Annotated in this window: 13 protein-coding genes and 1 pseudogene; 2 read left to right on the top strand and 12 right to left on the bottom strand. The window is 66.0% G+C overall.

The genetic code is table 11. From position 1 onward, the window contains the following. A partial coding sequence (locus K9U40_RS16845) for a ParB/RepB/Spo0J family partition protein (protein ID WP_282891295.1) occupies positions 1-1,674 on the bottom strand: 1,674 nt, incomplete at its 3' end. Positions 1,675-1,989: 315 nt separating this feature from the next. On the opposite strand from K9U40_RS16845, the gene K9U40_RS16840 reads away from it, so the two are divergent. Beyond that, positions 1,990-2,715, top strand: coding sequence for a hypothetical protein (locus tag K9U40_RS16840; RefSeq protein ID WP_282891294.1), 726 nt, complete (start codon positions 1,990-1,992; stop codon positions 2,713-2,715). Between the two features lie 65 nt (positions 2,716-2,780). Here the strand turns inward: K9U40_RS16840 and K9U40_RS16835 are convergent, their stop codons facing one another. The 8 genes from K9U40_RS16835 to K9U40_RS16800 form a co-directional block, all read right to left on the bottom strand. After that, positions 2,781-7,895: an N-6 DNA methylase gene (locus K9U40_RS16835; protein WP_282891293.1), complete on the bottom strand. Its 5,115-nt coding sequence runs from the start codon at positions 7,893-7,895 to the stop codon at positions 2,781-2,783. A gap of 106 nt (positions 7,896-8,001) precedes the next feature. Beyond that, positions 8,002-8,400 (bottom strand): DUF3085 domain-containing protein, encoded by a 399-nt coding sequence (locus tag K9U40_RS16830; RefSeq protein ID WP_282891292.1) that lies wholly within the window; start codon positions 8,398-8,400, stop codon positions 8,002-8,004. Positions 8,401-8,492: 92 nt separating this feature from the next. After that, positions 8,493-9,185: a hypothetical protein gene (locus K9U40_RS16825; protein WP_282891291.1), complete on the bottom strand. Its 693-nt coding sequence runs from the start codon at positions 9,183-9,185 to the stop codon at positions 8,493-8,495. Positions 9,186-9,196: 11 nt separating this feature from the next. After that, positions 9,197-9,802, bottom strand: a complete 606-nt coding sequence (locus tag K9U40_RS16820) for a DUF1419 domain-containing protein (RefSeq protein ID WP_282891296.1) — start codon at positions 9,800-9,802, stop codon at positions 9,197-9,199. A 141-nt stretch (positions 9,803-9,943) separates the two neighbouring features. Continuing rightward, positions 9,944-10,900 carry a DUF3991 and toprim domain-containing protein gene (locus K9U40_RS16815; protein ID WP_282891290.1) on the bottom strand — a complete coding sequence of 319 codons (957 nt, stop codon included), beginning with the start codon at positions 10,898-10,900 and terminating at the stop codon, positions 9,944-9,946. A 223-nt stretch (positions 10,901-11,123) separates the two neighbouring features. Then, the gene (locus tag K9U40_RS16810; protein ID WP_282891289.1) at positions 11,124-11,306 is read right to left on the bottom strand and encodes a hypothetical protein; all 183 of its coding nucleotides are present in this window, start codon (positions 11,304-11,306) and stop codon (positions 11,124-11,126) included. Positions 11,307-12,021: 715 nt separating this feature from the next. Next, on the bottom strand, positions 12,022-12,429 hold the full coding sequence (locus tag K9U40_RS16805) for a hypothetical protein (protein ID WP_282891288.1): 408 nt from the start codon (positions 12,427-12,429) through the stop codon (positions 12,022-12,024). Beyond that, positions 12,422-12,673: a type II toxin-antitoxin system prevent-host-death family antitoxin gene (locus tag K9U40_RS16800; protein WP_282891287.1), complete on the bottom strand. Its 252-nt coding sequence runs from the start codon at positions 12,671-12,673 to the stop codon at positions 12,422-12,424. Before K9U40_RS16800 ends, K9U40_RS16805 begins: the two co-directional genes overlap by 8 nt. A 108-nt stretch (positions 12,674-12,781) precedes the next feature. Here K9U40_RS16800 and K9U40_RS16795 point away from each other — a divergent pair, with 108 nt between their 5' ends. Then, positions 12,782-13,810, top strand: coding sequence for a toll/interleukin-1 receptor domain-containing protein (locus K9U40_RS16795; RefSeq protein ID WP_282891286.1), 1,029 nt, complete (start codon positions 12,782-12,784; stop codon positions 13,808-13,810). 38 nt (positions 13,811-13,848) lie between these two features. Here K9U40_RS16795 and K9U40_RS16790 read toward each other — a convergent pair whose 3' ends face one another. From K9U40_RS16790 to K9U40_RS16780, 3 genes and pseudogenes are all read right to left on the bottom strand, one after another. Beyond that, positions 13,849-17,106, bottom strand: coding sequence for an error-prone DNA polymerase (locus tag K9U40_RS16790; protein ID WP_282891285.1), 3,258 nt, complete (start codon positions 17,104-17,106; stop codon positions 13,849-13,851). After that, a complete protein-coding gene (locus tag K9U40_RS16785; protein WP_282891284.1) occupies positions 17,103-18,626 on the bottom strand; it encodes a Y-family DNA polymerase in 1,524 nt (507 codons plus the stop codon). Before K9U40_RS16785 ends, K9U40_RS16790 begins: the two co-directional genes overlap by 4 nt. Then, positions 18,541-19,065, bottom strand: a pseudogene (locus K9U40_RS16780) (ImuA family protein); the annotation flags it as partial. The gene K9U40_RS16785 and the pseudogene K9U40_RS16780, both read right to left, overlap by 86 nt. Positions 19,066-19,178 lie beyond the last annotated feature (113 nt).

Below are 19,178 nucleotides of genomic sequence, written 5' to 3'. Positions count from 1 at the left end.
GGCCGCGACGCCGTAGGCCTCGCCGTCGAGCGCGTCGGCCGGCTCCGCGGCGTCCGGCTCGGCCGACCCCTCGTCGAGATCGTCGTCCTCGCTCGCCTCGTGCTTCACCAGCCAGCTCGCGAGCTTCATCGCGTCGGGCGCGAACAGCGCCAACGGATGAACGAACCGCTCCGCCTTGAAGTGCTCGACGAGAGCGGCGCGGGTGTCCTTCACCTTCTGGCGCGGCAGGACCGGCGTGTCCTTGCACGAGCCTTCGAGCGCGGCGCGGGACAGGCACGAGAGGAATTCGTCCGTGCCCATGTTCGGAAGGAAGCCGTCGGCGCCGATGGCGTCGCCGGCGAGCCGTGCGACGATGCCGGAGTCGGTGCGGTTCTCCCGGCAGGACAGCACATCGATGAGGACGCCGCGGGCCGCCTGCTGCAGCGTCTCGCGGTCGAACGCGAGCTTGCCCTCACTGCCGACCAGCCGTGCGGCATGGCGATCCATGCGAGCGTAGCCGTAGATGTCGCCCGACGCGCCGGACGCGATCGAGATATTGCGCCCGGCGAAGGCCAGGACGAGCAACGCTAGCAGAGTGTCGTCTTCGATCGGGGCCCGGGCAAGCGCTTCATGCAGGGCATCGGTCCGGAAATCCCCGACCATTTCGATGCCCCTACGGGTCACGTCCGGGCGCGGCTTCGAAGCCACGATGCCGTCGTCACCAGCAGCGCCACCGGCCGACCCGGCCTTGCCCTTGGCCGTCTTCGGCTCAGGCATCCGGTAGTGGACCGTCTGCACCTTGCCTTCGCGATCGACGAACATCGCGGTGTGGTCGGACTTGCCCGGCTTGCCGTAGACCCGCTCGGCCTTGGGCGGCAGCTTCGCCCGTCCCCAGGTGTCGGCCTCGACGACGACGCCGCGCTTCGGCAGGTGGTTCGCCATCCACTCCTGCTGGGCCCCGAGGAAGGCCTCGACATCCGTGGTGTAGCGGCTGTCCTCGTCGGCCGAGGCGAAGAGATCCTCGACCCAGGCGATGCCGTAGGCCTTGGCGAGCTCGTCATCGAAGCTCGCGTCCTTCGCATGCATCCGGGTCTTTTCCAGACCGTTCGCGACGTTGTACCAGGCGACCTGCGGATCGGCCTTTGACGGCTTGTGCCGCTTCCAGACCTCGCGCTGCTCGTCGAGCGAGGCCGCCGCAATCGTGCGCAGCTGCTTCTCGTTCGGCATATCACCCTTCGCCATATGGTCGAGCATAGCCGGCAGGACGTTCGCCAGGAGGCGCAGCTTCTTGATCTGGCGAACCGGCAAGGCAAGCGCGACGCCGATCGCCTCTTCGGTCCAGCCGAGCGCGACGAGGCGTTCGATCGCGCGCCACTGGTCGACGGGATTGAGCGGCTCACGGGCGATGTTCTCGACCATGGAGCGCATCGCGCCATTGTCGTTGGCGGCCTCGTCGACGAGGACCTCGATCTCCTCGAGGCCCGCGGCGATCGCCTGCTTCACGCGGCGATGGCCCGCATTGATGATGTAGCCGTTGCCGCCGCCGGTTTCGGGGGCGATGACAGGCGGCTGCACGATGCCGACGGCCTTGATCGTCGCCAGCAGCAGCGCATCGGCCTGCGCCGTGGACTTGGTCAGACGCGTCTTGTCGGGATTCTCCCGCAGTGCGCGCGGATCGACCTTGATGAGATGCATGGAGATGCTCCTTGTGGGGGATTTCGAAGGCCGCGTTCGCGGGTCCTTCCTCGTCTTCTTCTCGAAGACCTCCCCCGGCCCGCGGAGCGGGCGGGCCGGTGCAACTGCGATCGAGCATCCCTGTCCGGCGGCCCAGCGGGGCGACAAGCCCTGCGCAGGACGCCGCGGCCGGGATCGCGCAGGACGCGGTTGAGCTCAGCGTCGCCGGTTCGGCCGGTCGGCGAGCAGGGTTCCCCTCCTTCCCATTTTCCTCTTCCCTCTGTCTGATGGCGCGCGCCTCATTCGGCGCGAAAGCAACCGATCGCAGAGGCACCCTTGCGCGGCATTGATTTCAGCTCCTGGCAAAGCCTGATCGTGACACTGATCGGGCTCGCGCTGTTCACGCTCATCAGCATCGGGATCCGCCTGCTGATGATGTTCACGATCCAGCAGCGGCGTGAACGGATGAACCGGCAGATCAATGAGCGCCTGCGCACGCTGATCGCCGCCTACAAGACGCTGGGTGGCTCGTTCACCGGCAATCTCAGCGTCGATCCGACGCATCTGCGCGACCTCCATCGACAAGGCCGGGAGGCCGAGGGACACGTGGAGGCAGAAGCCGAGGACGACCAGAGCACTGACCCCAAGGCCGGCTCGGATCGCCGGCGCCGTATCCGCGATGCGGTGGAGGCGGCACTCTCGGACATCATCCTGCTCGGGACAGAAGAACAGGTTCGTCTCGCGGAGCGCGCGGTGCGCGAGCTGCTGGCCGGGCGCTCCGTCCACACGGATGAGCTTGTGGTGTCGCTGCGCAATTTCATCCGCGAGGCGCTCGACATCGGGCCGATCCCGGCCGATCTGGCCATCCCGCGGCAAGGCCCGACGCGGCCCTCTAGCTCGGGCGGGCGCGGCAAGGGCGAGAGCAGTCGGGATGGATCGGGCAAAGGCGGCGGTGGCGGCGGCGGAATGGGTGGTGGCATGGGAATGGGCGGCGGGATGGCCGGCGGCTTCGGCACCGGCACCGCCGCCGACGATGAGTCCACATCCGACCACCGAGCTTAGCCGGCAGGCGTGATGGCCAGACACTTCTACTCGGCCCGGCTTGATGCGATCGTGAAGCAGCGATTCTACGCCGCAATCCTGCTGCTTCCCCCGATATCCCCCTCGGCGCTGGCCTCGCCGACGTTGGAGGCAAGCTGAGCCTCGACCTCGGCCAGCTGCTCACGCTTCATGTCGAGCTCCACTTCGAAGGCGAAGGCTTCGCCGACGCGCGCCTGATACGACACGAGTCGCTTGCGGGCGCCTTCCAACCGCCAGCGATAATTCTGCTGCTCACCCTCGAAGCCTGAGAGAGCATGCTCGAGGCGGGCCACCGCGCCGATCGGCGTGACGGTGACCGGAAGCTCGACCTCGTGCTCCGCCCCTGTGCGCAGCAGCGTGGTGGTGTAGTGGAAACCATCCTTGCCGAAGCGCTCTCCGGAGAATTCGAGGTCGAAGCCACCGATGGAGGCGATGATGGCCTCGCCCTCCTGCTGGAGCTGCACCAAGGTCAGGATCTCCTTCATCAGGGCACGACCGGCGAGCTTGCGGTCGTCATAGGAGCCGCCCGTCACGGTCATGACGAAGCTGTCTCCCGCCGTGGGCACCAGGCGCTCGATATCCTGCCCGATCTCACCGATCCGCCGCGTCGAGATCTCGATGTCGCGCTCGGCGTCGCGGATCTGCCGGCGAATGGCATGCTGGTCGTCGACATGGGCCGCGCGCAGGCGATCGAGCCGCGCGATCTCGGCTTCCAACCCGGCCTTCTGCATCAGGCGCTCATCGCCGCTGGCAATGGCCTTCGCCATGGCAAACTGCGATGCCTGTCCCTCGCCCATGTCGTCGAGCCGGCGGATCGAGGTGTCGCCGGAGAGCGCAGCGGCGATGAATCGGGCCTTGCGCTCGTTGTTCTGCCACATGGTGGCGTCGAGCGAGCCCAGCGTCGCATAGGCGAAGATGTCGACGACATCATGCTGATTGCCCTGGCGGGCGATGCGACCCTCGCGTTGCTCGATCTGTGACGGCAGCCACGGCACATCGAGGTGATGGAGCGCCTTCAGGCGAAGCTGCGCGTTGACACCGGTCCCCATGGTTTCCGACGAGCCGAGAAGGAAGCGGACCTTGCCGGACCGGACATCACCGAACAGGCGCTGCTTCGCCTCGGATCGCTTGAAATCCTGGATGAAGGCGATCTCGGAGGCGGGCACGCCCAATCGAACGAGCTCATCGCGGATCCAGCGGTAGGCGGAAAAACCTCTCGTCTTCTCGACATTGGTCGTCCCCAGGTCGGAGAAGATCATCTGCGCTGCGCCGGGCAGCTCAAAAGGCTTTCCGTCGCTGCGGACATAAGTGTTCTCCGCCGTCTCCTGCCAGATGCGGAAGGCGTTCGCCACGAGCTGGTTGAGCTTGTTGCCGGCCTCGTTGTCATTGTCGGGATCGACAAGACGCAGATCGATCGCGGCATGGCGCCCGTCCGTGATGACGGAGAGCAGGATGTCGTCGCCGGGTTCGGGTGGACGGTCACGTTGCTCGATGGCGGTGATGCGGGCATCGAGCTGGCGCTGATAGGCCTTGAAGGCCGCGCTCGGTGGCGCGGTGATGATCTGGCGCCTGCCGCCTGAGATCTCCGGCACCTTCACATAGTCGCGCAAGTCCGCCGGCATCACCACGTCGGCGAAGAAGCGGAACATGGCGATCAGCTCGGCGACATTGACGAACTGCGCGAAGCGGGTGACCGGCTTGTATTTGCCCGACGGCTGCAGCTCGAGCTCGGTGGATGCGTCGCCGAAGGTCGACGCCCAGGCATCGAACTCATGCAGCCCGCGCTCGCGCAGCGCCGCGTGGCCGAGCAGCCTCTGCACGGTGAACATCTCGCCGAGCGTGTTGGTGATAGGCGTGCCTGAGGCGAGTACGAGTGCCCGGCCGGGGTTCTTGGTCTCGATGAAGCGTGCTTTGACGAAGAGGTCCCACGCACGCTGCGAGCCGTTCGGATCGATGCCCTTCAGCGTCGACATGTTGGTGGCGAAGGAGAGTTTCCTGAACTCCTGAGCTTCATCAACAATGATCTGGTCGACGCCGATCTCGGAGATGGTGAGAAGGTCATCTTTGCGCGTCGAGAGCGCCTCCAGCCGTTCCTTCAGCCCTTCCTTCAATCGCTCGAGGCGCTTGCGCGACACGCGGTCGTCGCTCTCGACCTTGGTCAGCAGGTCCTCATAGAGCTCCAGCTCGTCCTGGATCATTTGGCTCTCGAACGCCGACGGCGCGCCGATGAAGCGGAAAGCGCTGTGGGTGATGATGATGGCGTCCCAGGTTGCCGTCGCCGCGCGCGACAGAAAGCGGTGACGCTTATCCTTGGTGAAGTTGGTCTCGTCAGCGACGAGGATGCGGGCGTTGGGATAGAGCGCCAGAAACTCTCTTGCCGCCTGCGCCAGGCAATGGCCGGGAACGACCAGCATCGCCTTGGCGATCAGTCCGAGCCGGCGCTGCTCCATGATTGCTGCGGCGATCGACATGGTCTTGCCGGCGCCGACGGCGTGGGCGACGTAGGTGCTGCCCGAGGAGATGATGCGCCAGATGACCCGCTTCTGGTGCCCATAAAGAGAAAAGGCGCCAGAGGCGCCCGGAAGCTGGAGATGATCGCCGTTGAAGGCGCGAGGCGCAATGTTGTTGAAGCGGTCATTGTAGACCCGGGCCAGTCGATCGGTCCGATCGGGGTCGCTCCAGATCCAGTTCTGGAACGCGGTCTTGATCTTGGTGAGCTTCTCCTTGGCGGCTTCAGTGTCGACAACGTTGAGCACGCGGCGCTCGCTGTCGCCGTCCTTCACGATGTCGAAGATCTGCGGCACCGAGGAGTTCAGCGCGTCCGACAGGAGCTGGCCGGCGTGCCGCCGGTCGGTGCCCCACTCCGACGTGCCGGCCGCCATGTATCCGAGCTGGCGCGCGTCGACGGTCCAGGAGGCCAGTTCCTGCATGTGATGGATCTTGATCTCGACGCCCATGGCCTCCTTCACGAAGGCGACGACGTCGGCTGCCGGGATCCACGGCGCGCCGAGACGCGCGGTGATGTCGGAGGGACGAAGGTCGGCCGGCTGCACCGCCTGCAGCGCGGTGACATTGCGCTGATACGCCGGATCTAGCGCGGCCGCGGCCTGCGCGATGACGAGCTTCGAGCGGACTGTCCCCGAGAGATAGGCGTCGCCGGTCTGCCAGGAGCCGTCGCCCGGATCGTGGAAGATGGCGTTGCCGAGCTCTGCGATGACAGCCTCGACGTCGCGGTGCAGCAGCTCGGCGATGTGGTCGGGATCGACATGGCCGCGCTCGTTGAGCACCACGGCGAGTGCATCGGCCGGCGACGTTATGACCGGCGCCGGCGGCGGCGCGATCACCCGCTCGGTGAAGATCGGGCCGGGCTTGGCCGTGTTGGTCTCGAGGTCGTAATCCTCGATCGAGGCGACCAGCCAGCAATCGGGATCGTCGATGAAGGGTTGGATGTTCGGGCGGCGGTGCGTCTCTCGCACTTCGCCGCTCTCCTCGTCCTCGATGGTCGAGACGACGGTGGTGTTGATCGGCCCGAACTCGCGCACGAAACTCGACCAGGCGATGCGCAGCTTCACCTGCGCTGGCTTCCAAGGCTGGCCGAACTCCTGCGCTTTCAGCACCTCGCGAACGGCGTCGCGGATAGGGATCAGCTTGCGGATGATCCGGACGTGCTTCTCCGGAATTCCGTCACCGCTGCGCCCCTTTCGCACCTGGATCGCGACCGGCGCACCGCCGACGACCTGCATCAGGCCATGCCGGCCGTCCACAAAATAGCTGCCCTCCCGCACTCGGGATGCGCCGGGCAGGTCGGTGGTCGGGCCTAGCTCCTCAAGATCGGCCAAGACCGGTTCCGGGTCGCCGTCATAGATGTCTTCCGGAAGGAAGGTGAGCGCGGCGGCAAGCGCCCTATCGAGATCCTCGCCGTCGCGAGGGTTGCACGTATAGGTCTCGCCGAAGGGGCCGGAGGTCAGGCCATGCGCTCCCAGCACCATGTCGGGGTGGCGCGCGAACCAGCGGTTGATCCGGATCGCCGCCTCGTCATCCGTCGCCGGCTGGACCTCCTCGAGGTCGAGCCAGGACAGGTCGCCCTCCGGCTGGCCGTCCCGACGCCGGCGGAAGAAGAGGATATCGACGACGACATCGGTGCCGGCGTCGGCGCGGAAACTGCCCTCGGGCAAGCGGACCGCACCGACAAGATCGGCCATGGTCGCGATATGCGCGCGGGTCGAGCTGTCAGCCTTGTCCATCGTGCCGTGCGAGGTGACGAAGGCGGCAAGCCCACCAGCCTTCAGCTGGCTGATTGCCTTGGCGATGAAATAGTCGTGCAGCCGCAGGCCGAGCGAGCGGAAGGCCCGATCCGAGCGCACGGTGCGGTCGGAGAAGGGTGGATTGCCGATCGCTAGATCGAAATGCGCCGGCAGCTCGATACGGGCGAAATCGCCGGTGATGATGCGGGCGCGGGGCTGGAGAAGCCGGACGATCCGCGCGGTGACAGGGTCGAGCTCGATGCCCGTGATATGCGACACTGCCCGCAATCCCACCGGCATCAGCGCGGGGAACAGTCCCGTACCGATGCCCGGCTCCAGAACCCGCCCGCCGCGCCAGCCGAGTCGCAGCAGGCCGGCCCAGATGGCGCGAACGACGTATTCCGGCGTGAAGTGCGCATACTGGGTGCAGCGTGCGAGCGAAGCGTAGTCGGCACTGCACACGGCTTCCTCCAGCTCGGCGCCGACCTTCTCCCAACCCTTTTGGAACCGGTCCTCGCCCGGCCTGCGGAAAATGCCGTTGGCAAGATCGGAAGCGCCGAAGCCGGTGAACTTGATCAGCGCCGCCTGCTCCTCCTGTGTGGCCGAGCGCTGCGCCTGTTCGATCTCGGCCGCCAGACGAATGGCGGCGAGGTTGTCGCGGGCGCGGTCCTTCCACGAACGGGCAAGCTGGCGGGTTCCGGCGAAGTGGAAGTTTTCGCCCCTCTCGGCAGAGGCCGGGACGGACGGCCTTGCGATGGCTGCGATCGGCATGGCCGGCGCTGGCGTGGTGGGCGGCGGATCGTCATCGTCCGGTCCTTCAGCAAAGCTCGCCGAGAAGGCGGTGACGCCGATGCCGAGGCCGGACGACAGCGCCGTGTTGCCGAAAAGATCGAGGGTGAAGGGATCGTCATGCGCCATGGGTGGGATCTCCAGATGTCGAGGGCGCGCGACCTCGGTCCCGCGGGAGTGCATCCGGCGGGGAAAGACGGTTCGCGACGGTGGCGGAAAGCCGGGCTTGGCGGGGTCAGCGCACGATCAGGACAAGCGAGATGCTTGTGTCGGTCGTCTCAATCCGCAGATGGGTCGCTGCGGGCGTCGCCTGGATGATCGTCTGGAGTTCTTCAGCATCGAGAAACTCAATGCCGTCATCGGCTCCGAAATGCTGGCGTTTGTAGTGCCAGTAGTCGGGATTGGTGGCGGGGTTGCACTCCTGCGCGTAGCAGACGAGCGGTCTCTGTCCTTCGGCCAACTTGCCGTTGGACAGGATGTAGAGGCCTTCGTCGCCGACTAGCCAGAGGCCGGGCTTCTCGCCCTCTCCCGGCTTGAGGCCATAGTAGGGATTGCGGAATCCGCCATTGGCGGCCGCATCGGAATGCCCGCGCGCGATGACCTCGCGCACCTTCTCAAGTGGAAAGGTGAACATGAATATCTCCAGTGCCTTAGGCGAGAGGCCCCGGCGCGGTCCAGCGATCGGGACCCGCTCCTGGTGCCTTCGGTGATGTGGGGAATGGGGGTCTAGGCGTCCGTGGCCGAGGCGAGGCGGTCGAGATGATCGATCAGGGCCCGGGATTGTCCGTGCTGGTCCACCCAGCCGGCGATCAGCAGCAAGAGCGTGAAGGTGTACCAGCCGGAAGAACCGGCCAGAGCTTCCAGTCGTCGCCGGGTTCCATGACCGCCGGGCTCGCCGGCCGGAGGCGGCTTCGTCCCCGCCCGCATCTCTTCGAGCATGGCGGTTGTCGATTGATACCGGAGGGTCTCGGCTGTGATCCGCATGATACTGCCGCCGAACCCGTCTGGACGCATCCTCGAGCAGGTAAACGCCGCGGTGACGACGATCTCGTCGATCGTCGACGAACCGCGGACGATATCCTGCGATATCCGGTCCCAGCCGCAGTCCGCTGCGCTCAGGTCGAGTTCGATGTCCTCTTCCCGAGCACGATCTTCCGCCGCATCGTGCTCGGCGAGGCGTGTAGCGACAGGGTCGTTGATGATGCTCACGGCATCCTTCGATGCCGAGTGCGCTTGCCGCAGCTGCTCGGCCTCGATCGCGACGATGTCGCTCGGGCCGCACCAGGAATGAAAATAGACGTGGCCGTCGTCATCGGTCTCTTCGTCAAAGGCGAGGCCGAGGATGAGCCGTTCGAGTGGCGTCATGTCCGCCGAAGGAATGAACGGCGTGACGACAGTGGGGGCGTGATAGTCGGCCATGCTTTCCTCCCTCAGGCCGCAATCGCGTCGGGCAGGTAGCGCAGATGCACCGGCAGCTTGGCGGAGATCTGCGCGTCAGTGAGGCCGTCGAGCAGAACCAGGCTTGTGCCTTGCCGTCCGCCGTAGAACAGCACGGTGCGCTTGCCGCGATGCTGTTTGGGCCAGCGCGCGCCGGCGTAGCCCCGATAATCGTCGTTCGTCTCGCTCCAGATGTGCTCGAGGCGCTCTTCGTGCGTCATCGCCTTCACGGGTCGGGATTCACGCTCGAGGATCGCAGCCCGCATCCGGTCGGGCGAAGCCTTATTGGAAAGGTCGCAATAGCCGTGGAAGAAATGCATCCGACCGTCGATCATCACCGAGAAGAAGACGCTGGTGACCGAGCCGGCGAGGAACTCCCGCATGGCGAACATGTCGAGGCGCATCCAGAGCGGCGGCAGGATATCGAGCATGTAATCGTGCTCGGCCTGGTGGATCTCGAACCATTCGCCGGCATAAAGCGAGGTGGGATCATCTTCCCCACGGATCGGCCGCTGCGCATGCCGGTCGAACAAGCGGCACATCTGTCGCCGGTCGGCGACACCCTGATAGACCTTGCGCATCTGGGGGGTGGGGTTCATGGCGGGCTCCTTCAGCCTCGTCGGGCCGGAGCGCGGCTGATCCTCGCGATCTCGCCATTCCTCTTCAGCCCATCCTGACCTCTCCCCCGCGGCCGCCTCACCGCGCTGGGGGGTCAAGGGCCGGCGCAGCCGGGCGGAGCTTCACCCTTGACGCTCCAGCCGGGCATGCGGCAGCCAAATTTTCCTCTCCTCCCCCTCCTGATTTTCCTTCATTGCGCGCAGGTCCTCGTTCCAATCCTCTGCGATCGGGCGGAGGCGCTCGAACCGGCACGACGCCTCTCCGGCGATGGCCATCAGGCGTCGCGCGAAGATTTCGCCCTGCCGATTGTTGTCCGTGGCGGCGACGAGAAACGCATTCTCCTGTGACGCGAGGGCCCGGATCGCGGCCACCGCGGACGGCGCCCAGCCGCCGCCGGTGCTGAGAAACAGGCTGTCGGGTCGAAGCCCCTCTATCTCGGCGAGACTCAGGGCGTCGATCGCCGCCTCGGTGACACAAAAGCGGGAAGCCCCAGGACGGCCGAGCTGGAACAGGACCTTGGCGCCGCCGGTCGCGAACCCGCGCCATTCGGGGCCACGCTCCTCCCAGCCGGTGACGCCGCCTCCATCATCAAAATGAGCCGCCCACATACTGCCATACGGACCTTCCCGAAGTCGGCCTTGCCCGATCGCGGCGCCGATGATCGCCTCCGAGAGACGACGCTCGTCGCGCAGGTACCGCCAGGTTGCGGAGCCTTGCGAGGGGCGACGACGACGGTGCCAGCGCTCCGCGACGGCCAGGGGAACGTCGCGGCTCCGCTCCGGCCGCGACCATACCGGCGCTGTCGGAACATAGCCCACGAGCTCGGCGACGCGGTCGAGACACGCCATGAAACCCAATCCGTCCAGGTGCGCGACAAGCCGATAGACGTCGCCCTTGGCATCTGAGAGCGGGTCGAACCACCCCTTTCCCGCGTGGATCACGATGACGATGTCATCGTGCCGGCGATATTTGACGGCGCGGCGCGTGCTCTGCTTGCGATCAACCGCGAACCCCGCCTTCTCCAACACCGCGGCGCAGGGCACTCGGTCTTTCAGCTGCTCAACGGCATCTCTCTCCATGCTGTTCTCCACCGGGGCGCCTATCGAACGCCCTGGGCCTTTCCTGTTCGGGTTTCCTGCCCCCAATACCTGCGGGGCCAGTCCCGGCGGCCGCGAAGGGCGAAGGCGGCAAGGGCGCGGCGGATATCAGAGGAGACCCAGGTCAGGGGCGTGAGCCAGCCGCGGCGCAGCCTCCCTTGCCGCCGCTCGCGCGCAAGCGGCATCCCGGGAGGGAGGGACCGGCTCATAGAGCCGGTCCGATCTCGTAGGGATCGAACTCATGGATGATCGCGATCTCGTCTCCATCGAGCTCGTCGCTGGGGAGCACGGCGTACGCGCCATCGACCTGGAACAGCGTGACCGGGACCATCAGCGTGCAGGCGAGCTGGAAGGCATGGCTCTGGGCGAGGGAAAGATCGTGCGACATGTGAGGGCTCCGCCTTCGGGCGAGGCCGATCCCCGCTCGATGGCGTCCGACAGCGTCCGACGCCGGTCGCGATCACCGCCGAGGCAGCGCCTCGAGCGGCCGCACGGGACGTAGCGGACCCCTTTGGGGTTGATCGTGGAAGATCCGGCGCCGGACCAGGAAGCCATCTCAGGAGAGCGGGTATCGGGCGCGCCAAAGGGCGGCTCGCGGCCCCAGCACGCGCATCCCCCTCAGCCTCCCGAAGGCGCGGCTCCTGCCGCCCGGCGCAATTCCGCGTCGACGATGGCTTGAACCACGGCAAGGTCCATCTGGGCGCGGGGCGAGATCCGTGCCACCTCTGCGGCCACGTTGGCCCAATGAACGAACGCGTCAGCATCCCGCGAGGCTCTGGCGCGCGCCGCAAGGCGCTGGGCCTCCTAGTAGGCTGCGGGCTCGTCTTGGGTCACCAGCCGGCGCGCATCGTCCTGCCAGCGACTCCGGCGGAGCCGCCGTCGTTCGGCCCATGCATTCATCCGCGCCAGCATTCGCGCCTCCGTCGGATCACCTGATCATTCCATGGTTTGCGTCAGGGATGGAAGCCCGAAAGGGGGAAGACCGCTCGCGGGCTTCAGCGCAGCCGACAGCCCGGCCCGCAGGGCGACGTCCATCCCCCCACCCGGACGATCCATGCGGCGTCTTGAGTTGGCGAAGCGACGGCTGGCGCCCATCAGAGAAATTAGCGTCGTGGCACATTTCGCACAGCGCCGGCGCGAATTGCCGCCGCAGCTTCCGCCGCGATCCGTGACATGAACCTACGCGAGAACTGTCCAAGAGGTGTCGGGTCCTCGACCGCCCAGGACCGGGTGAGATCGTCCGTGTTGAACTCGTCGACGATTACCCAAGCAGGCGTGTAGAGCTTTGCCCGCCGGGCTTCGGTCTCCGGAATCGGCACATGGTGCGCACCGGGCCGCGGCGGCTGGCTGGTGATCGGAAAGAGCAAAGGCCGTGGTTGGCCGTCCTTGCCGCCGAGGATCAGCATGACGCAGGTCGGCCGTGCCTTGCGGCCGGTCTCCTCTCCACGTTCATGCTCGCGCGCCCAGAGATAGGAATAGAGGATGACGTCCCCATGGCGTGGATCAGTCATCCCTGGCGTCACCCTTGGAAACGGCATCGAGGCCGGCGAGGATCTCGTCGCGCTCCGTCCCTGTCAGGTCCTCGACACGATGCGCCCGCTGCGCCGTGCTCGCCGTGAGGCGGTCGAACTGGTCGGCCGTCAGCAGCACGAATTTGCGCTTGCCACGCTTGGTGATGTCAACTGGGCCTTGAAACGCCGCTTCGACAACTTCACCGGAGCGGTTGCCGAGATCGGTCAATGTGAAGCTCGCCATGTTCGCTCTCCTTGACTTCCCCCTAAAATAGGGGAATTAGCTGTTTTCAGCAAGCGCGTGATGAAAGCTGATTGCCTGCGAGGGCTCGCACGAAGGGGGAGACAGAGAGTGGCGAAAGCGAGCAATAACACTGTGATCTTCCTGAGCCACGCTGCTGCGGACAAGGATCTGGTCGAGGCCTTTGAGACCCTGTTGGCAAAGTCGCTGGGCATCACGTCCGAGAACATCTTCTGTTCCAGCCTCGAAGGGCAGGGTGTTCCCAAAGGCGCCAATTTCGTTGAGGCCATTCGCAACCAGGTCGTGGCGGCAAAAGCAGTCGTAGCCCTTCTTACGCCTGCCTATCTCGACAGTGCCTTCTGTATGGCGGAGTTGGGCGCTGCCTGGGCGTTGAATACCCACCGTCTTCCAATCGTCGTGCCCCCGAACACCTTCAAGGTCATGGAGGCAACGCTTCTCGGCATTGTCGGCGTGAGCATCGATAACGACGTCGCGTTGGCCCAGGGCTTCGAGGATCTGTGCAACGAAATATCGCTGTCTATTCCGACGTCCGGAGTTAGAAACCGCGCGATGCGGGAGTTTCAGCGTCAGTGGGACAATCTCAGCAAGAACCTCAAAGGTCCTTCACGCATCGAAGCGTCAGTTCATAACAGCATCATTCGGGACCGCGACGAAGCTATCGAAGCTCGAGATGCCGCCGAAAAGGAGCTGTCGAAGGCCGAAGCAAAGATCACTGCGCTGCGAAAAGCCAAGGATGCTGCTGCGGTTGCAGCCATCGACGCCAAGTTCGACGACACCGATTGGAAAGACAGGCTGGATGAGGCGTTCGACAAAATCAAAGATCTGTATGCCGAACTCGGCGGGCGAGAAATCGCGCGCTTGCTAATATTGGATCGTCTCGGAAAATTTATCAGGCCAGACTTTCAGAACTATCCGGACGAGGCGGGCCGTGCGGTCGAGCTGGATGTGTACGATAGTGACGGTGTTAAATGGAATTACGCACATCCAGAGGTGAAAGAGCTTTTCGGGCTCGTCGATCAGATCATCGAGATCGTTGAAGAAACTCCGAACGACGCCCTGAAATCCAAAGGACTGAAGACAAACGTCAACAACATCCGGTTCTGGGAGGAGCATATCTAAATCTGCTCGCCGTCACGGACCAAGGCCCAGCCTCATTCTCAGCGAAAATCCCGCACCCTGACCCTGATCTCGTCAATATGGCCGTAGGCGTCGGCGAGATCGCACGGCTTTGGCAGCCCGTGAGGATCCTGTGCCGGCGCACCCCTATGAAGTTCATCGCCGCGTCCGTGCGGCAGCGGAAAATCCGCCTCGCGCGACCCGACGCTGGCCAGCTCGAACGAGAGATCAAACAGATCGCGAGCGACGACATGCACGACCTCCCCTTCTCGCTGAATGCGCCCCCTGATACCGATCATGGTGGACCCGAGTACGGTACGGCGGAGCTGCTCGAACACCTTCTGCCAGACGACGACATTGGCGACTCCGGTCTCGTCCTCGATCGTCATGAACATCACGCCCTTGGCCGAACCCGGCCGCTGGCGCACGAGAACTAGGCCGGCGACCTCGATCCAGCGCCGGTCGCGCGAAGCCACCGCCTCGGCACAGGTCAGGATGCACCGCCGGGCGAGATCCTGCCTGAGGAAGGATACCGGGTGGTCGCGCAGCGTCAGCCCGACATGACCGTAATCCTCGACCACCTCGCCGCCGGCCGTCATCGGCCGCAGTGGCACCACGGGTTCGTCCTGCTCCGGGCGGGGCGCGTGCTCACGCGCCGCGGCGGCGGCAAAGAGCGGGAGCGGCTCGTCACGCAACGGCTTGATCGCCCAAAGCGCCTCACGGCGGGCGAGGCCGAGCGTGGGGCGGAAGGCGTCGGCTTCGGCGAGCTCGACCAGGGTTGCTGAGCGGATCGCCGCGCGACGCCAGAGATCGTCGACTGACGCATAGGGCTGATCAGCCCGGCAAGAGACGAGCCGCGCCGCCTCGGCATTGCCGAGGCCCTTGACCATGCGCAGGCCAAGACGGACGGCAAAGCGGCACTCGTCGTCGCCGATGGGCTCAAGCGTGCAGTCCCAACGGGAGACGTTGACGCAGACGGGCCTGACCTCGACGCCGTGCTGCTGCGCATCGCGCACGATCTGCGCCGGCGCGTAGAAGCCCATGGGCTGGGCGTTGAGCAGCGCGCAGCAGAACACATCCGGGTGCCAGCATTTCATCCAGGCAGAGGCATAGGCGATCAGGGCGAAGCTCGCGGCATGGCTTTCGGGAAAGCCGTAGCTGCCAAAGCCTTCCAGCTGGCGAAAGGTCCGCTCCGCGAAGTCCCGCTCATAGCCGTTGGTGATCATGCCATTGATCAGCTTCTCGGCAAATTTCGAGACGCCGCCGGTGTGCTTGAAGGTGGCCATGGCGCGACGCAGCTGGTCAGCCTCGCCCGGCGTGAAGCCCGCCGCGCAAATCGCGACCTTCATGGCCTGCTCCTGGAACAAGGGCACCCCGAGGGTCTTGCCAAGAACCGCCTCGAGCTCAGGCTTGGGATATTCGACCTTCTCCTTGCCTTCCCGCCGGCGCAGATAAGGATGGACCATGTCGCCCTGGATCGGCCCGGGCCGCACGATCGCGACCTCGATGACGAGGTCGTAGAAGGTGCGCGGTTTGATCCGCGGCAGCATCGCCATTTGCGCGCGGGATTCGATCTGGAAGGTGCCGAGCGTGTCCGCGCGACGGACCATGGCATAGGTTCGGGGGTCCTCGGCGGGAATGGTCGCGAGATCGAGCCTGACGTCCTTGTGCTCGGCGAGGAGATCGAAGGCGCGGCGCATGCAGGAGAGCATCCCGAGCGCCAGCACGTCGACCTTCATGAACTTCAGGATGTCGATGTCGTCCTTGTCCCATTCGATGACCTGCCGATCGGCCATGGCGGCGGGCTCGATCGGGACGAGCTCGTCCAACCGATCCCGTGTCAAAACGAAACCGCCGGGATGCTGGGAGAGATGCCGGGGCGTACCGACGAGTTGGTGGGCGAGCACGAGGGCAAGGCGAAGCCGCCGGTCGCCCATATTGAGGTTGAGACCTTCGGCGTGCTTCGCCTCGACGTCTTCCGACCAGCCCCAGACCTGTGACGACAGGGTCTTCGTCAGATCTTCCGGCAGGCCGAGCGCCTTGCCCACGTCACGGATGGCCCCTTTGGCACGATACCGGATGACGGTCGAGCAGAGCGCGGCGCGGTCGCGTCCGTAGGTCTCGTAGACCCACTGGATGACCTCCTCGCGCCTCTCGTGCTCGAAATCGACATCGATATCCGGCGGCTCCCTGCGTTCTTCGCTCACGAAGCGTTCGAAGAGGAGATCGTTTCGGTCGGGATCGATGCTGGTCACGCCGAGGACGTAGCAGACGGCGGAATTGGCGGCCGAGCCGCGGCCCTGGCACAGGATGCCCTGCGAGCGCGCGAAGCGCACGATGGAGTTCACTGTGAGGAAGTAGGGGGCGTATTCCAGCTTAGCGATCAGCCCCAGCTCGTGCTCGAGGTTGCCCCGGACCTTGTCCGGCAGACCTTCGGGATAGCGATCCGCTGCGCCCTCCCAGGTCAGCTTCTCCAGTGCCTCCTGCGGGGAAAGGTCGGGATGGAGCTTCTCCTCCGGATACTGGTAGGCAAGCTCGTCGAGGCTGAAGCGACAGCGCTCCATGACCGCAATGGTGCGGGCGAGCGCCTCCGGATAGCGCGCGAACAGCCTCCCCATCTCCTCCGGCGGTTTGAGGTAGCGATCAGCAAAACGCTCGCGCCGCCGACCGAGCTCGTCAATCGTGACATTGTGCCGGATCGCGGTGACGACGTCCTGCAGGATCTGGCGATCAGGCTCATGGAAGAGGACATCGTTGGTCACGATGGTCTGCACCTCGGCGGCCACCGCCATGTTCGACAGCTCCCAGAGGCGAAGCTGGTCGTTCGGGCGCCGGCGCAGCGTGAGCGCCATGTAGGCCCGATCGCAGAAGGTCTCGCGCAGGCGGCGAAGCCGCAACGCGCAGGTCTCGTCGGCTTCGTCCGGAACAAGAATGGCGATGAGGCCTGCGCCATAGGCGACGAGATCGGACCACTCGAGTCGGCACTTGCCCTTGCCAGCGCGCTTCTTTCCGAGGGAGAGCAGGCGGCAGAGCCGGGCGTAGGATGGACGATCGGTCGGATAGACGAGGACGGATAGGTCGTCGGCCAGATCCAGGCGGCAGCCGACGATGAGGCGGATCCCGGCATCCCGAGCCGCCTGGTGCGCCCGCACGATGCCAGCAAGCGTGTTGCGGTCGGCGACGCCGAGAGCCTCGATGCCGAGCGCTTTCGCCCGGGAGAACAGCTCGTCGCAGGAGGAGGCGCCACGCAGGAATGAGAAGTGGCTCGTCACCTGGAGCTCGGCATAGCGCGCGCTCATCCGAATATCCCGTGCAGGAACCAGCGCTGGCTGCCGCTGCCCTCATGTTCGCCGTCGCCGGAACGGAAGATCCAGTAGCGTTCGCCGGTGTCGTCCTCGACGCGGAAATAGTCCCGAACCGTCGCCATTTCGGCGTCGCGCTTCCACCATTCCCCGCGAATGCGTTCGGGGCCGTCCGCACGGCGAACGCGCCGGCGCACGCCGCGCCAGGCGAACCAGACCGGAGGATGGTCCGGCAGCAGCGCCATGGTCTCGATCGGTTCCGGCTGTGGCAATAGCCGCGGCGGACGCGGCCAGTCGCCCTCCCAGGCGACGCCCGCGTCGGGGGAGAGCGGCGCGGCGCGCTCAACGGAGCGTTCCGGAACGTCGCTGGCGACTGGGGCGAAGCGATAGAGGCGACTGTGTCCGACCCGATTGGCCAGCACGTCGATCAGATCGCTGACGTCGGGCTCCGGTTCCTCGATGAGGCTGGAGACGATTTGCCGGTCGGCCAGCGGCTCGGCCAGGGTCGCGGCAAGGGCCATGACCTCGACTCCGAAGCCCGGATCGACCGTTTCAATTCGCTCGCAGAGCAGCCGGGTCAGGCGCTTCACATCGCGCACGGGCGTCGCCGTGCCGATGCGGACGACCTGCCGCGAATTGTCGACGCGCTGGAACAGCAGATCCAGGCGGCGGGCCCCGAGCCCCCTCCCCTCCAGTTCGGCGCAGAGTGCAGCGACGAGCTTCGCCGTATAACGGGCGATGGTCTCGGCCGCGCCGATGGGTTCGCCGAAAACGCGGCGGACCTCGACGAGATCGGGCGCGCGGATGGGATCGACCGGCTCGGCGAGGACGCCAAGCGCCTGGTCGAGGCGCCGGCCGATCTCCGGACCGAAGCGGAGCGTCAGCGGCGCGCGCGGCTGATCCATCAGCTCGCCGATCCTCTCGAAGCCGAGCGTACGCAGGTCGTGGACGAGGCGGGGGTCGAGGCGCAGGGCTGCGATCGGCAGAGACCGCAGGAAGGGGTCGGTCGCTTCCGGCGGCACGAGGAAGGTGGAGCGGGCCGCATAGCGGGCGGCGGCATGGGCCGCACCCCAGCTGTCGGCGATCGCCGCGCGAGCCTCCAGGCCCGAGGCCGCGAAGCGCTGCGTGATCGCGGTCAGCATGACAGGCTCGCCACCATGCAGATGGTCGGCGCCGGTCGTGTCGATCACCAGGCCGTCGGGCGGGTCAGCGGCGACGATGGGCGAGATCCGCTGCAACGCCCAGAGCGCGAGCCGATCGAGGCCCTCGGCATCGCCTTGCGGGTCGGCCTCAACCACGACCAACCCGGGCGCGAGGGCCTGCGCCTTTGCCGCAGCCATGCCGGCGCGCAGGCCGAGCCCTTCGGCCACGGCGTCGAGGGCGGTGACAACGCGCCGCCGCCCTTCGCGACCGACCAGGATCAGAGGCACGTCATGTTGAGGCGACGCGGCGCCCGGCCTCCGCCTGAGGCGATCGGTGGGCCACCTCGGAAGAAACAGCGATACGACCCTTTGCATCGCAGGCCTCCACCTCGAAATCCGCGCTCTCTCCGGCACGGCATCGGATCAGCTCCAGCAGCCAACGAGACCGCCCGAGGCCGGGCACCGGCAGCGGCGTAGAGGGCAGCACCGAGACCCGCCAGCGCGTGACGCTCGCCGTCGGCTGTCCGAAATCGGAGGCCTCGGTCTGGCGTCGCCAGCGGCGGACCGCGATGCCGATCGTGCCCGAGCCTTCCGCGGCAAGCTGCAGCCGGCGCGAGGCGGTCATCGACAGGCGCGCCACCTCGGCGACGACGGCGCCGAGCCCGCCATGGCGCAACCCCTCCTCGAAACAGGCGAGCAGGTCCTTCTCGTCGCCGGCCTCGACATGGATCACCCGGTCGGCCGAAAGGCCGGCCTGTGCGAGCGCCGGCGCGAACAGGTCCTGCCGCGTGACAACCCACTGAGGTGGTCCCCGAAAATCGGACAGGGAGTTAAGCTTGGTTCGGCCTGACGGAAGGACGAGCCCGATGACCGGGAAGAGGAAGCGATATTCAGCTGAGTTCAAGGCGAAGGTGGCCCTGGAGGCGC

Origin of the sequence: Xanthobacter autotrophicus (genome assembly GCF_030015065.1) — a bacterium.
Taxonomy (GTDB): domain Bacteria; phylum Pseudomonadota; class Alphaproteobacteria; order Rhizobiales; family Xanthobacteraceae; genus Xanthobacter; species Xanthobacter autotrophicus_D.
The sequence above is the reverse complement of the archived record's forward strand: the minus strand, read 5'-3'. Positions and strand labels throughout refer to the sequence as shown.

What these genes read in the sequence shown, in the direction of transcription:
- K9U40_RS16835 (WP_282891293.1), bottom strand. Translation starts at nt 7,895, where the DNA reads ATGGCGCATGACGATCCCTTCACCCTCGATCTTTTCGGCAACACGGCG.
- K9U40_RS16785 (WP_282891284.1), bottom strand. Translation starts at nt 18,626, where the DNA reads ATGCAAAGGGTCGTATCGCTGTTTCTTCCGAGGTGGCCCACCGATCGC.
- K9U40_RS16810 (WP_282891289.1), bottom strand. Translation starts at nt 11,306, where the DNA reads ATGTCGCACGATCTTTCCCTCGCCCAGAGCCATGCCTTCCAGCTCGCC.
- K9U40_RS16815 (WP_282891290.1), bottom strand. Translation starts at nt 10,900, where the DNA reads ATGGAGAGAGATGCCGTTGAGCAGCTGAAAGACCGAGTGCCCTGCGCC.
- K9U40_RS16790 (WP_282891285.1), bottom strand. Translation starts at nt 17,106, where the DNA reads ATGAGCGCGCGCTATGCCGAGCTCCAGGTGACGAGCCACTTCTCATTC.
- K9U40_RS16830 (WP_282891292.1), bottom strand. Translation starts at nt 8,400, where the DNA reads ATGTTCACCTTTCCACTTGAGAAGGTGCGCGAGGTCATCGCGCGCGGG.
- K9U40_RS16820 (WP_282891296.1), bottom strand. Translation starts at nt 9,802, where the DNA reads ATGAACCCCACCCCCCAGATGCGCAAGGTCTATCAGGGTGTCGCCGAC.
- K9U40_RS16805 (WP_282891288.1), bottom strand. Translation starts at nt 12,429, where the DNA reads ATGACTGATCCACGCCATGGGGACGTCATCCTCTATTCCTATCTCTGG.
- K9U40_RS16800 (WP_282891287.1), bottom strand. Translation starts at nt 12,673, where the DNA reads ATGGCGAGCTTCACATTGACCGATCTCGGCAACCGCTCCGGTGAAGTT.
- K9U40_RS16825 (WP_282891291.1), bottom strand. Translation starts at nt 9,185, where the DNA reads ATGGCCGACTATCACGCCCCCACTGTCGTCACGCCGTTCATTCCTTCG.